We start from the raw sequence: 12,126 nt of genomic DNA, 5'->3' as shown, positions 1-12,126 counted from the left end.
CCCCGTCAGCGTCGCTCGCGGCTGTCGGCGTCCAGCTTGAGGCGGGTCATGAAGGCGATCGAGATGTGGTCCTTGAGCGCCTTTTCGGCCGCGTCCTCGTTGCGCGCGGCGATGGCCTCGACGATCCCCTTGTGCTCGTTCTGCGCGATCTCGCCGCGCCCTTCGGCGGCCAGCGAGGTGGTCGCCATCAGCGCCATGGTCCGGTGCACCAGGTCAAGCTGCTGCACCAGGTAACGGTTGTGCGAGGCCAGATGGATCTGTTCGTGAAACCGCCGGTTGGCCCGGCTCAGCGCTTGCGGGTTGCCCACCAGCTTGTCATCGGCCACCACCATGTCGCGCAGCACCGCGATCTCTTCGGCGGTGGCATGGCGCGCGGCCAGCCGCGCCGCCAGCCCCTCCAGCTCGCGCCGCACCTGATAGAGCTCGGCCATCTGGTTATGGTCCAGCGAGGCCACGATCATCGAGCGCCCATCGCGTTCCAGCAGCGACTGGGTCTCAAGCCGTTGCAGCGCCTCGCGGATCGGTGTGCGCGACACCCCGAACCGTTCGGCCAACTCGCTTTCCACCAACCGGTCGCCGGGTTTGTAGATGCCGCTGTCGATAGCTTCGAGGATCAGGTGATAGGCGTCTTTCTGCGCCGGGCGGCCCTGGGTCATTGCTGTTCTCTTCTCCCTGTTCGGACTTGTGTATCCGCCGGGACCCGCCCGGATCAACCCTGCCATTGCGCACACGCGCTATCTGCCCTAGATCCGGGCCATGGTGCGCGAAGCTTTCTCTCATGTGACGACCTGGGTGTTCGATCTGGACAACACCCTTTATCCGCCCGCGATGCGTCTGTTCGACCAGATCGAAGTGCGGATGACAGCCTATGTGATGGAGGCGCTCGGCGTCACCCGGGCCGAGGCCGACCGCCTGCGCGCGCACTATTGGCGGCAATACGGCACCACGCTCGCCGGGTTGATGCGCGAACACGGGCTCGACCCCGATCCCTATCTGGTGGCGGTGCATGAGGTGGACATGAGCCACATGACCCCCGACACCGCGCTGGCCAGCCATATCCGCGCCCTTCCCGGCCGCCGCATCGTCTATACCAACGGCTCGGCGCCTTATGCCGAGCGGGTGCTGGCCGCGCGCGGGCTGACCGGCCTCTTCGATGCCATCTATGGGGTCGAGCACGCGGGATACCGACCCAAGCCCGAGCGCGCCGCATTCGAAGAGGTGTTCACCCGCGACGGGGTGATCCCCGAGCGCGCCGCCATGTTCGAGGACGACCCCCGCAATCTGACCGCCCCGCACGAGATGGGGATGCGCACGGTGCATGTGGCCCCCGATCCGCATCCGGCCGACCACATCCACCACCATACCGACGATCTGACCGCCTTTCTCTCGCGGCTGACCTGACGGCGCTCAGTGCCCGTCACCCAGCACGGGCAGGAAACCGCCGCTGTCAGGGTCGCGCCGCATCTCGTAATAGAACCAGCGCCGGTGCGCGGGCGCCTTTTCCTTGCGAAAGGCGATCACCGCGTCGCGCCCGTCGGTGCGCAGGTTGATGGCACCGTAGACGCCGACATTGCGGCGGAACACCTCGTCCAGCAGCTTGCGCTTGGCCGCGCGCATCTCTTTCAGCGCAGTTGCATCCGCCGCCGCGCCCCTGGCCAGCTCTGCCTCGATCCGCCCGTTCAGCCGGTCGAGCGTCGGGCGCAGGTCGTCCCGCTCACGCTCGCGCGTCGAACGCAGAAGCTCGGTCGACAGCAGCAGGGGCCGCGCCCCGGCGCCCATCTTGCCCAACAGACCCAACAAGTCGGGGCGCGGATGCACATGCCCCTCCTCGTCGCCTGACGAGACCACATAGGCGGCGGCATGGGCGGCCTGCAGAAACTCCTCGGTCACGTCCGAGGACCCGTGATGACAGATCTTCATCAGATCGACACCGAACCGTTCACCGGCGGCGGCGATGGCCTCGGGCCGGGCGATGGCCGCCAGTTCCGCCGCGCTTGCCGCCAGCGGTGCCGAGACCGGCACGCCGCCATAATGCTGCATCAGAAAGCACTCTGCCGAGGTGTTGAGATCGCCGCCGAACAACACCCGGAACCCGTTGAAATCCAGCCGCAACAGCACCGAATGGCCGTTCTTGGTCTTGCCTTCATCCATCGACCGTGAGGTCGGCCTGTCGCCAAAGGCGCGCAGGCGCGGCTGGCCTGCGGCATCGGGTTCGACCACCGGCCCCAGAACCTCGATGGTTATCAGCCCGCCATCAGCGGGGGCAAACCCCGGCAGCCAGGCACGCCCGTTCTCCTGTACCGCATGGGTGGTAGTGAGCGCGGTGACAGGGCCGATCCGGTCGGTCTCCAGCGCGGTTTGCATCAGTTTGGGATAAAGCTTGCGTCCGCGCCGCGCCGGATCGGCCAGCAGCGGGCGCAGCTGTGCGTCGCTGGCCACGATATCGCTCAGATAACCGCCCTGCTCGGGTCCCAGCAGATCGTCTCCAACCCGCTCGACCAGCCCGCTGTGATAGACATGGTCGATCCGCAGGCGGCGGTTCTCGAAGATCGGTTGGAAGCCGCGATAGTGGTCGGCATCCGGATGGGTGACGATGGCGGCATGGATCTGGCCCGAATTGTCGAAATCGCGGAACCGCCAGTTCAGAAACCCGTTGGTATTGCGCCCGATCCCGGCGTCGATCACCATCACCCGGGGCGGGTGATGGTGGCCCGGCTCGGTCAGGATACAGGCGTCGCCCTGCCCGATGTCGAGAAAGATCAGCTCCAGCACCCGCTCGTCCTGCAACTCGGCGCGTTTCATCAGATAGGGTTTCTTGCCATAGCGGACATGGGCCCAGGTGGCATCGATGGGATCGCGCACGTCGATCCAGTCGCCCCAAAGCACCTGTTTGACCTTGCGGCGACTGGTCTTGCCGTTCTTTTCAACGTCGCGGTAAAGGTAGCTGACCGGACCGCGCGCATATTTCAGCGTCATGGGAAATCTCCGCCTTTAATACAATTTCCGGATGATAGCACAGAATATGCCCGGCTGCGCGTCTCGGGTCTGTCCCGTTGGCAAGCGGCGCCGCGCCGCAGGGGCTGCGGCATCGCGCTGCACTGCGGCAAAAGGTGATCTTTTGACTCAGGTTCTAACACCTATCTGACCCCTGACAGATTTCAGAAAGGACCTGACATGAGCGCCATCGACCTGCCCCGCAACCTGCCCCTGGGCCAGCGCCTGCTGTTTTCCGTGCCGCTTCTGGGGCGCATTGCCAAGGAAGTGGCCTATGGTGACAGCGACAACATCTATTACGCCATTGTTGCCGGGCTCAGCCTGTGGGGCATCGCGATCCTGCTGTTTGGCATTCCCGGACTCTATATCCCCGCACTGGCACTGGTGCCGGTGATCTGGACGCTGCTGATCCTGATCACCCGGGGGTGAGCGCGCCCGGACAGGATGTCGCTTGGAACCTGGGCGTGTTCCGGCATAGGGTGCCGCGCAACAGACGGAGCCTGCCCATGCACGAGAGCTGCGACATCCTGATTTCCGGCGGCGGCATCGCCGGGCTGACTGCGGCGGCGGCCTTTGGCAGCGCCGGATTTTCGGTCATCTGCGTCGATCCGGCCCCGCCGGTGACCAAACGCGACGTGGATGGATCGGATCTGCGCACCACCGCCTTTCTGCAACCGGCGCAGGTGCTGCTGGACAATTGCGGCCTCTGGGCCCGGCTGGCCGATCATGCCGCGCCCTTGCAGATCATGCGCATCGTCGATGCGGGCGGCGAGGTGCCCGAACCGCGTGTGGTGCGCGATTTCAACGCCGCCGATCTGAGCGACAGGCCCTTTGGCTGGAACCTGCCCAACTGGCTGCTCCGGCGCGAGATGGTGGCGCGGCTGGCCGAACTGCCCAATGTGGATTTCCGCCCCGGCACCGCCACCAGCAGCCTGTTCACCCGCACCGCCGAGGCACGGGTGGGGTTGAGCGACGGGTCCCGCGTCACCTGCAAGCTGGTGCTGGCTGCGGACGGACGTAGCTCGCCCATGCGCGAGGCGGCGGGGATCGGGGTCAAGACCACCCGCTATGGGCAAAAGGCACTGGCCTTTGCCGTCACCCACCCGATTGCCCATCAGAATGTCTCGACCGAAATCCACCGGTCGGGCGGACCGTTCACGCTGGTGCCACTGCCCGACTGGCAGGGGCAGCCCTCGTCTGCGGTGGTCTGGATGGAGCGTGGACCAAAGGCGCTGGAATTGCTGGACATGGCGCCCGAGGCGTTTGAGGCGGCGATGACCGAACGCTCCTGCGGGTTGTTCGGGCCGCTGAAACTGGCCTCGCGCCGCACCATCTGGCCGATCATCAGCCAATCGGCAGAACGGCTCTCGGGCGAGCGTATCGCGCTGATGGCCGAGGCCGCGCATGTGGTGCCGCCGATCGGCGCCCAGGGGCTGAACATGTCGCTGGGCGACCTGCGTTCATTGCTGGAGCTGGCGCAGGCCCGGCCCGAGGACTTGGGCGATGCGCAGATGCTGGCGGCCTATCACAAGGCGCGCCACGCCGAGATCGAGTTGCGGGTGAAGGGCATCGACCTGCTCAATCGCGCCTCAATGGTCGAGGCGCGTCCCTTGCGGGACGCGCGCGCTATGGGGCTCAACGCGCTCTATTCGCTGGCACCGGTCCGCCGAACCCTGATGCAGATGGGTCTGGGCGTACGCTAGAACGCTCAATCCGCCCTTGCGGGCGTCTTCGCAGCGAGGACGCCCGCAAGGGCGGAGGAGCGTTTCAGAGCACCTGGTCCAGCACCCGCTTCAACCGGGCAATCGTGCCCTCGACATCATAGAGCTTGTCGAGGCCGAACAGGCCCAGCCGGAAGGTACGGAAATCGGCCGGCTCGTCACATTGCAGCGGCACACCGGCGGCGATCTGCATGCCCAGCGCGGCGAATTTCTTGCCGTTCTGGATATCGGGATCGCTGGTATAGCTCACCACGACGCCAGGAGCGCCGAAGCCGTCGGCGGCGACCGAAACGATGCCCTTGTCCCTGAGCAGCGCGCGCACGCCGTTGCCCAGCGCCCATTGCGCCTCGCGCAGCCGTTCGAACCCATAGTCGCGGGTTTCGGCCATGGTGTCGCGGAAGGCGCGCAGCGCGTCGGTGGGCATGGTGGCGTGATAGGCGTGACCGCCGCCTTCATAGGCCTTCATGATGTCGCGCCATTTCTTGAGGTCGATGGCGAAACTGTCCGACTGCGTCTCGGCCAGCCGCGCCTCTGCGCGCTCGGACAGCATCACCAGTCCGGCGCAGGGCGAGGCGCTCCAACCCTTTTGCGGGGCCGAGATCAATACGTCGACGCCGGTCGCCTTCATATCCACCCAGACACAGCCGCTGGCGATACAGTCGAGCACCATCAGCGCACCCACCTCATGCGCGGCGGCGGCCATGGCGGTGATGTAGTCATCGGGCAGGATCACCCCGGCGGCAGTTTCCACATGCGGGGCAAAGACCACATCGGGTTTCTGCTCGCGGATAGCCGTCACCACGTCCTCAATCGGGGCCGGCGCAAAGGGCGCGGTGCTTTCATTGCCGCTGCGGCGCGCCTTCATCACCGTGGTTTCGGCGGTCAACCCGCCGGTCTCGATGATCTGGCTCCAGCGATACGAGAACCAGCCGTTGCGCACCACCAGCACCCGTGCGCCCCGGGCGAACTGGCGTGCGACCGCCTCCATCGCATAGGTGCCACCGCCTGGAATGACCGCGACCGCGTCGGTATTATAGACCGCGCCCAGCATCCCGGAAATGTCGCGCATCACCTGCTGGAACACCGACGACATGTGATTGAGCGAACGGTCGGTGAAAACGACCGAGAATTCCTCGAGCCCCTCGGGGTCGACAGTCTCCAGTAATGCGGCCATGGCGGGCTCCTCTCCTTGTTCCGGCGTCTTTCATGGCGCCTTTGCAGGGCCGGGTAAAGCACCCGCGTGTCCTGCGCCGATTGGCCGCGCGAACGGAGCCGGGGCTTTGCCCCGGACCCCAAGGTATTTTCGAACAGAAGAAACAGAGGCGCGTCACCTTTGGGGGCCGCCAGATGGACGAAAGGCGGCTTTGGTCGAACAAAGGCGAATCGTGAACCGGAAACGGCGACCGTCCCAACCCGCTTCCTGATCTCACGGCAAAATGATGCCAAACGTGACCGGATTTGTGTCAACCAACCGCACAAACCTCGAAGCGGCGACATCAAACGCCGGTCAGCTGGCACAAGGTCTCACATGTGTTAACCACGATTTTCCCGGTATCGCGATGTTGAATTGAATATGCCTGTGCTTGAACCAGATATGACGCTAGTTAGGATCAACTCCCCTTTACAGCTTCCGCTAAATGCGGGCACAAACACACACGCAATACAGGCAGAGGACAACCTACCCTTGAAACAGCAGAAGCGAACCAGCTTTCATGCCGTCCGTGACGAGGTGAAACGCCGGATCGAAAGCCGGATCTGGCCGCAGGGAACATTGCTTCCGACCGAGTCGGACCTGGCCGAGGAATTCGGCTGCGCCCGGGCCACCGTGAACCGGGCATTGCGCGAACTTGCCGAACAGGGATTTGTCGAGCGCAAACGCAAGAGCGGCACCCGGGTCAAGACGGCGCCCGTGCGCCAGGCCCGTTTCGAAATCTCGCTGGCCCGCCGCGTGGTCGAGGAGCAGAACGGCGATTACCGCTATGCCCTGGTCGAGCGGGCGGAGATCGCCGCGCCGGCCTGGCTGAGCTCGCAACTGGGTTTACCCCCTGGCACCCGCGTGCTGCATCTTTTGTGCATGCATTACGCCGATAACCGGCCCTTCCAGCTGGAGGAACGTTGGGTCAGCCTGGCCGCCGTGCCCGCGATGGAGCAGGCGGATCTGAGTCGGATCGGCCCCACCGAATGGCTGATGACCGCGATTCCCTTTACCGATGCCGAGATCGCCTTTGGCGCCATCGGCGCCGACAGCCGCCTGGCCGAGTTCCTGTCGACCTCGGTCGGCATGCCGGTGATGCAGATGGAGCGCACCACCTGGCTGAAGGGTCAGCCGGTGACCTTTGCCCGGCTGACCCATCACCCGGGCTTTCGCGTTCGGACCGCCTATTAACCGATCGGCCCCGGCAGGCGCTCCTCGCTGAGAAGTACGTTGGCCTCGACCTCGCCCGCCCCGGGCAGGGTCATGATGCGCCGCCGCAGGATGCGTTCGAAATCGCTCAGATCGCGCGCCACCACCCGCAGGCGGTAATCGTACAGGCCCAGCACATGCTCGACCGTCTGCACCTCGGGGATGGCGCTGACGGCGCGTTCGAAATCCTCGAGGCTGACGCGGCCCTTGCGTGCCAGCTTGACCCCCAGAAACACGGTGACGCCAAATCCCAGCGCCTCGGCATTCAGGCGCAGGCGGCGGCCCTTGATCACGCCCGCCTCCTCCAGCCTGCGGATGCGCCGCCAGGTGGCGGGTTGCGACAGGCCAAAGCGGCGCCCCAGCGCACCCGCGCTTTGGGTCGCATCCTGGGCCAGCGCGCGCAGCAGCTTGCGGTCGATCTCGTCGAGTTCCGTCATACCGGCAGCACCTCGTCCCGCTTGAGCCGCGCGATATGCATCAGCGCCTCGATATCGGCGATATGCGGCAGGGTCAGGATGCGGTCGCGATACAGCTGCTGGTAATGGGCCATGTCCCGCGCAATCACCGACAGGCGCACATCGACCCGGCCCAGAAAGGTCTGGATTTCGATGACCTCGGGCACCTTGCGGGCGGCCTCGATGAAATCGTCAAAGGCGCGCGGCTGGGTCTTGTCGAGCGTGACACGCAGGCTGACCTCGACCGCAAAGCCCAGCGCCGCCCAGTCGATCACCGCCTCCTGCCCCTGGATGATGCCGGCCGCCTGCATCTTTTCGATCCGCCGCCAGCAGACGCCCGACGTGATCCGGCAGCGCTCGGCCAGTTCACCGGCGCTGAGGCTCGGGTCGGCCTGATAATGGCGCAGAATGCGGCGGTCGATATCATCGAGCATGAATTTTCCGTATTTCCCAAACTTGACGAATTATCTTTCATCAAACCGGCGAAATCTCAACCTCATTCCTCTCGAACCTCGGCGTCACAGCCGATAGAAACGCGGCAACCGAAACAGAAAGGACCGGCATCATGCGCGTCTATTACGATCGTGACTGCGACATCAACCTGATCAAGGACAAGAAAGTGGCCATCCTGGGCTATGGCTCGCAGGGTCACGCCCACGCGCTGAACCTGCGCGACAGCGGTGCCAAGAACCTGGTCGTCGCCCTGCGCGAAGGCTCGGCCTCGGCCAAGAAAGCCGAAGGCGAAGGGCTGACCGTCATGGGCATCGCCGAAGCGGCGGCCTGGTGCGACGTGATCATGTTCACCATGCCCGACGAACTGCAGGCCGAGACCTACAAGAAATACGTGCATGACAACATCCGTCCCGGCGCGGCGATTGCCTTTGCCCACGGCCTGAACGTGCATTTCGGCCTGATCGAGCCCAAGGAAGGCGTCGACGTCATCATGATGGCGCCCAAGGGCCCCGGCCACACCGTGCGCGGCGAATACACCAAGGGCGGCGGCGTGCCCTGCCTGGTGGCCGTTCACACCGATGCCACCGGCAAGGCGCTGGAAATCGGCCTGTCCTACTGCTCGGCCATCGGCGGCGGCCGTTCGGGCATCATCGAGACCAACTTCCGCGAGGAATGCGAAACCGACCTGTTCGGCGAGCAGGCCGTGCTGTGCGGTGGTCTGGTCGAGCTGATCCGCTGCGGGTTCGAGACCCTGGTCGAGGCCGGATACGCTCCGGAAATGGCCTATTTCGAATGTCTGCACGAGGTGAAGCTGATCGTCGACCTGATCTATGAAGGCGGCATCGCCAACATGGATTACTCGATCTCGAACACCGCCGAATACGGCCAGTATGTCACCGGCCCGCGCATCCTGCCCTATGAGCAGACCAAGGCGTCGATGAAGGCGGTTCTGACCGACATCCAGCAGGGCAAGTTCGTCCGCGACTTCATGCTGGAAAACGCGGTTGGCCAGCCGACCATCAAAGCCTCGCGCCGTGCCAATGACGAGCACCAGATCGAACAGGTCGGCCAGAAGCTGCGCGACATGATGCCCTGGATCTCGGCCGGCAAGATGGTCGACAAGTCGAAGAACTGATCCGGGTTCAGACCCATCGAAACGGGCGCCCCTGTGGCGCCCGTTTTCGTTACCGAACGAAGCGTTCCGGATTGACCCCGGCACCGGAGCGGGGTCAAGTGAGCGGATCCCAGCGAAAGGCCACCCGTGACCCAATCCCCTGACATAACGGCGAAAAGCTGGGCGATGGTGGCGACGCTGGGCTTTGTCTGGGGCGGGACCTTTCTGATCAACGAACTGGCGCTCGAGGGGATCACGCCCTTTTGGCTGGCCGCCGGGCGGGTCTGTTTCGGGGCGCTGCTCAGCACCCTGGTCTGGCGCGCGATGGGCGGGCGGTTGTTCTCGGCGCCGCTCAGCGGGTCAGAGCGTCTCTCGCTCGTGATCATCGCGCTGCTCAGTTCGGCGGTGCCCTTCTCGCTGATCGCCTGGGGCCAGCAATATGTGACGGCCGGGTTTACCGGCGTTTCGATGGCCTCGATCGCCCTGATGGTGCTGCCGCTGGCGCATTTCTTTGTCCCGGGCGAGCGGATGACCTGGCGCCGCGCGCTGGGGTTTGCCATCGGCTTTGCCGGGGTTGCGCTGTTGATGGGCGCGCAGGCGTTCGAGAGCAGCGGCGCCGCGCTGGAACTGCCCGGGCGGCTGGCCTGTCTGGCGGCGACCGCCTGTTATGCGGTGGCCTCGATCCTGATGCGACGGCTGCCGGCGGTCGATCCGATGGGCCTGTCAACCGTGCTGTTGCTGATCGGGGTGGTCGCGGTGCTGCCGATGGCCTGGATCGCCGAAGGCCCGCCGCCCTCCACCGATCTGCGCACGCTGGGCCTGATCGTGTTCCTGGGCATGGTGCCCACGGCCGCGGCCAATCTGTTGCGTGTCACCCTGATCCGCAGCGCCGGGCCGGTGTTCATGAGCCTGACCAACTATCAGGTGCCGATCTGGTCGGTCCTGCTGGGCGCGGCCCTGCTGGGAGAGCCGCTGCCGCCGGTGCTGCTTTGGTCGCTCTTGCTGATCCTGGGCGGGGTCGGGCTCAGCCAGTATGGCGCGCTCAGGCGGCTGTTCACCCGTCAATAACGGCCGATCTTCAGCTTGACCCGCTCCAGCACCTTGCCGTCGGCACCCACCGCCTGCACCACCGCCTCATAGGTGTTGCCACGCCCGCCCGAACAGGGCGGCAAATAGCCCTTGGAGGCGTATTCACCGGTGCTGCGCGCCGGGGCCACAACCCGAGCCCCACCGGGCAGTTTCGCGGTCATGCCCGGCACCGCGGGCAGCTTGGCGCTGGCCCCCTTGACCGGATAGCCGATGGTGCCATGCCCGCCCTTGCTGGACAGCGGTTTGTAGGTCTTGTCGTTATATTCCACCACCAGCATCACCGTGCCGGCAGGAATGCCCGCAACCTGCATCGGCGGCGTCGCGCCCTTGCCGCCCTGCAACTGGCAATGCTGGCCCTTGGGAATCTTCTTGCCGTCCCAGGGCGGCAGCAGATCGACCGTCATCCCGGCCTGGGCCATTCCGGCCGAAAGCAGCAAGGCAAAGGTGGTCAAAGAACGAAACATCCCGAATTCTCCCTGATGATCGGGGGCAGGATGCGCAGGGCGACAGCTTAATTCAAGCCTGGACCGCGTCGGCCACCGCCTCGACCACGCTGTCGACCGCCCTGGTCAGCAGCGCCTCGTCCTCACACTCGGCCATCACCCGGATCAGCGGTTCGGTGCCCGACTTGCGGATCAACAGACGCCCAGAGCCGTTCAACACCCCCTCGGCCTCGGCTATCGCCGATTGCACCGATGCGGCGTCAAGCGGGGTCTGCCCCTTTGCAAACCGCACGTTCTTGAGCAGTTGCGGGACCGGAACGAACTGGCGCACCAACTCGGAGGAGGGCTGACCAGACCGCATCATCTCGCCCAGGAAATGCAAGCCCGCCATCAGCCCGTCACCCGTGGTGGCGAAGTCGCTCATCACGATATGGCCCGATTGCTCGCCCCCCAGGTTGAAGCCACCTTCGCGCATCCGCTCGACCACATAGCGATCACCGACCGCGGTCCGCTCCAGCCCGATGCCGCGATCGCCCAGAAACCGTTCAAGCCCCAGGTTCGACATCACGGTCGCCACCAGGGCGCCGCCCTGCAATCGGCCCTCGGCCGCCCAGCGCGCCGCCAACAGCGCCATGATCTGGTCGCCATCGGCAACATTTCCAAGTTGATCGATCACGATGACCCGGTCGGCGTCCCCGTCCAGGCAGATCCCCACATCCGCGCCATGGGCCACCACCGCCTCGGACGCGGTGCGCGGACAGGTCGAGCCGCAGCCACGGTTGATGTTGAGACCGTCCGGCGACGTCCCAATCGGCACCACATCGGCACCCAGTTCCCACAGGATTTCAGGTGCGGTGCGATGCGCGGCCCCGTTGGCGCAATCCACCACCACCTTGAGCCCGTCGAGCCGCAGCCCGCGCGTGAGCGAGGATTTCACCCGCTCGCCATAGCGAAAGCGCGCATCATCCACCCGGCGCACACGGCCAATATTATGCGCCTGCGCCAGCCGCACGCCGGTCGCGACCATCTCCTCGATCTCCATCTCGGCCTGATCGGACAGCTTGAACCCGTCGGGACCGAAGAACTTGATACCGTTATCCTCGGCTGAATTGTGGCTGGCCGAGATCATCACGCCCAGATCGGCGCGCATCGAACGGGTCATCAGGCCAACGGCGGGTGTGGGCACAGGCCCCAGCAGCAGCACGTTCATGCCGGTCGAGGCAAGGCCCGCGGTCAACGCGTTCTCGAACATGTAGCCAGACAGGCGGGTATCCTTGCCGATGACGACACGATGCACGCCGCCAGCCTCGCGCCGGAAATAGCGCCCGACGGCCGCGCCGATCCTGAGCGCCATTTCGGCGGTCATCGGATGGGTATTCGCGGTGCCCCGCACCCCATCGGTTCCGAACAGCTTACGCATACCGCCTCACTTTCTGTTTACCCCCTGTGGAGC

At 65.2% G+C, this 12,126-nt stretch carries 13 protein-coding genes; 6 read left to right on the top strand and 7 right to left on the bottom strand.

Annotation, left to right across the window (positions count from 1 at the left end; genetic code table 11):
• Window positions 1-5: 5 nt before the first annotated feature.
• On the bottom strand, window positions 6-656 hold the full coding sequence (locus SPO_RS07015) for a GntR family transcriptional regulator (protein WP_011047113.1): 651 nt from the start codon (window positions 654-656) through the stop codon (window positions 6-8).
• Between the two features lie 100 nt (window positions 657-756).
• On the opposite strand from SPO_RS07015, the gene SPO_RS07010 reads away from it, so the two are divergent.
• Window positions 757-1,401, top strand: a complete 645-nt coding sequence (locus SPO_RS07010; RefSeq protein WP_011047112.1) for a pyrimidine 5'-nucleotidase — start codon at window positions 757-759, stop codon at window positions 1,399-1,401.
• 6 nt (window positions 1,402-1,407) lie between these two features.
• Here SPO_RS07010 and SPO_RS07005 read toward each other — a convergent pair whose 3' ends face one another.
• Window positions 1,408-2,976 carry a ComEC/Rec2 family competence protein gene (locus SPO_RS07005; RefSeq protein ID WP_011047111.1) on the bottom strand — a complete coding sequence of 523 codons (1,569 nt, stop codon included), beginning with the start codon at window positions 2,974-2,976 and terminating at the stop codon, window positions 1,408-1,410.
• Between the two features lie 198 nt (window positions 2,977-3,174).
• On the opposite strand from SPO_RS07005, the gene SPO_RS07000 reads away from it, so the two are divergent.
• Window positions 3,175-3,423, top strand: coding sequence for a hypothetical protein (locus SPO_RS07000; RefSeq protein ID WP_011047110.1), 249 nt, complete (start codon window positions 3,175-3,177; stop codon window positions 3,421-3,423).
• 77 nt (window positions 3,424-3,500) lie between these two features.
• Entirely contained in the window at window positions 3,501-4,697 is a 1,197-nt protein-coding gene (locus tag SPO_RS06995) for a UbiH/UbiF family hydroxylase (protein WP_011047109.1), read from the top strand.
• Window positions 4,698-4,761: 64 nt separating this feature from the next.
• On the opposite strand, the gene SPO_RS06990 is transcribed toward SPO_RS06995, so the two are convergent.
• Window positions 4,762-5,889 (bottom strand): aminotransferase class V-fold PLP-dependent enzyme, encoded by a 1,128-nt coding sequence (locus SPO_RS06990; RefSeq protein WP_011047108.1) that lies wholly within the window; start codon window positions 5,887-5,889, stop codon window positions 4,762-4,764.
• Between the two features lie 510 nt (window positions 5,890-6,399).
• On the opposite strand from SPO_RS06990, the gene SPO_RS06985 reads away from it, so the two are divergent.
• On the top strand, window positions 6,400-7,101 hold the full coding sequence (locus SPO_RS06985; RefSeq protein WP_011047107.1) for a GntR family transcriptional regulator: 702 nt from the start codon (window positions 6,400-6,402) through the stop codon (window positions 7,099-7,101).
• On the opposite strand, the gene SPO_RS06980 is transcribed toward SPO_RS06985, so the two are convergent.
• A complete protein-coding gene (locus SPO_RS06980; protein ID WP_011047106.1) occupies window positions 7,098-7,556 on the bottom strand; it encodes an Lrp/AsnC family transcriptional regulator in 459 nt (152 codons plus the stop codon). The two genes, SPO_RS06985 and SPO_RS06980, sit on opposite strands and share 4 nt — an antisense overlap.
• Complete coding sequence (locus SPO_RS06975) at window positions 7,553-8,008, bottom strand: Lrp/AsnC family transcriptional regulator (protein WP_011047105.1); 456 nt, start codon at window positions 8,006-8,008, stop codon at window positions 7,553-7,555. The genes SPO_RS06980 and SPO_RS06975 overlap by 4 nt, the downstream gene beginning before the upstream one ends.
• Before the next feature lie 131 nt (window positions 8,009-8,139).
• On the opposite strand from SPO_RS06975, the gene ilvC reads away from it, so the two are divergent.
• A complete protein-coding gene (gene ilvC / locus SPO_RS06970) occupies window positions 8,140-9,162 on the top strand; it encodes a ketol-acid reductoisomerase (protein ID WP_011047104.1) in 1,023 nt (340 codons plus the stop codon).
• A 126-nt stretch (window positions 9,163-9,288) separates the two neighbouring features.
• The gene (locus SPO_RS06965; RefSeq protein ID WP_011047103.1) at window positions 9,289-10,209 is read left to right on the top strand and encodes a DMT family transporter; all 921 of its coding nucleotides are present in this window, start codon (window positions 9,289-9,291) and stop codon (window positions 10,207-10,209) included.
• Here the strand turns inward: SPO_RS06965 and SPO_RS06960 are convergent.
• Both SPO_RS06960 and glmM read right to left on the bottom strand, forming a co-directional pair.
• The gene (locus SPO_RS06960; RefSeq protein ID WP_051420329.1) at window positions 10,203-10,694 is read right to left on the bottom strand and encodes a hypothetical protein; all 492 of its coding nucleotides are present in this window, start codon (window positions 10,692-10,694) and stop codon (window positions 10,203-10,205) included. The genes SPO_RS06965 and SPO_RS06960 overlap by 7 nt on opposite strands.
• Before the next feature lie 52 nt (window positions 10,695-10,746).
• A complete protein-coding gene (glmM, locus tag SPO_RS06955; protein ID WP_011047102.1) occupies window positions 10,747-12,093 on the bottom strand; it encodes a phosphoglucosamine mutase in 1,347 nt (448 codons plus the stop codon).
• Between the last annotated feature and the right edge of the window lie 33 nt (window positions 12,094-12,126).

The organism is Ruegeria pomeroyi DSS-3 (assembly GCF_000011965.2).
Classification (GTDB): domain Bacteria; phylum Pseudomonadota; class Alphaproteobacteria; order Rhodobacterales; family Rhodobacteraceae; genus Ruegeria_B; species Ruegeria_B pomeroyi.
The sequence above is the reverse complement of the archived record's forward strand: the minus strand, read 5'-3'. Positions and strand labels throughout refer to the sequence as shown.

Excerpts from the sequence above, each read along its gene's own strand:
- SPO_RS06960 (WP_051420329.1), bottom strand. The coding sequence starts at position 10,694 with ATGTTTCGTTCTTTGACCACCTTTGCCTTGCTGCTTTCGGCCGGAATG.
- SPO_RS07005 (WP_011047111.1), bottom strand. The coding sequence starts at position 2,976 with ATGACGCTGAAATATGCGCGCGGTCCGGTCAGCTACCTTTACCGCGAC.
- SPO_RS07000 (WP_011047110.1), top strand. The coding sequence starts at position 3,175 with ATGAGCGCCATCGACCTGCCCCGCAACCTGCCCCTGGGCCAGCGCCTG.
- SPO_RS06995 (WP_011047109.1), top strand. The coding sequence starts at position 3,501 with ATGCACGAGAGCTGCGACATCCTGATTTCCGGCGGCGGCATCGCCGGG.
- SPO_RS07010 (WP_011047112.1), top strand. The coding sequence starts at position 757 with ATGGTGCGCGAAGCTTTCTCTCATGTGACGACCTGGGTGTTCGATCTG.
- ilvC (WP_011047104.1), top strand. The coding sequence starts at position 8,140 with ATGCGCGTCTATTACGATCGTGACTGCGACATCAACCTGATCAAGGAC.
- SPO_RS06990 (WP_011047108.1), bottom strand. The coding sequence starts at position 5,889 with ATGGCCGCATTACTGGAGACTGTCGACCCCGAGGGGCTCGAGGAATTC.
- glmM (WP_011047102.1), bottom strand. The coding sequence starts at position 12,093 with ATGCGTAAGCTGTTCGGAACCGATGGGGTGCGGGGCACCGCGAATACC.
- SPO_RS06980 (WP_011047106.1), bottom strand. The coding sequence starts at position 7,556 with ATGACGGAACTCGACGAGATCGACCGCAAGCTGCTGCGCGCGCTGGCC.
- SPO_RS07015 (WP_011047113.1), bottom strand. The coding sequence starts at position 656 with ATGACCCAGGGCCGCCCGGCGCAGAAAGACGCCTATCACCTGATCCTC.
- SPO_RS06975 (WP_011047105.1), bottom strand. The coding sequence starts at position 8,008 with ATGCTCGATGATATCGACCGCCGCATTCTGCGCCATTATCAGGCCGAC.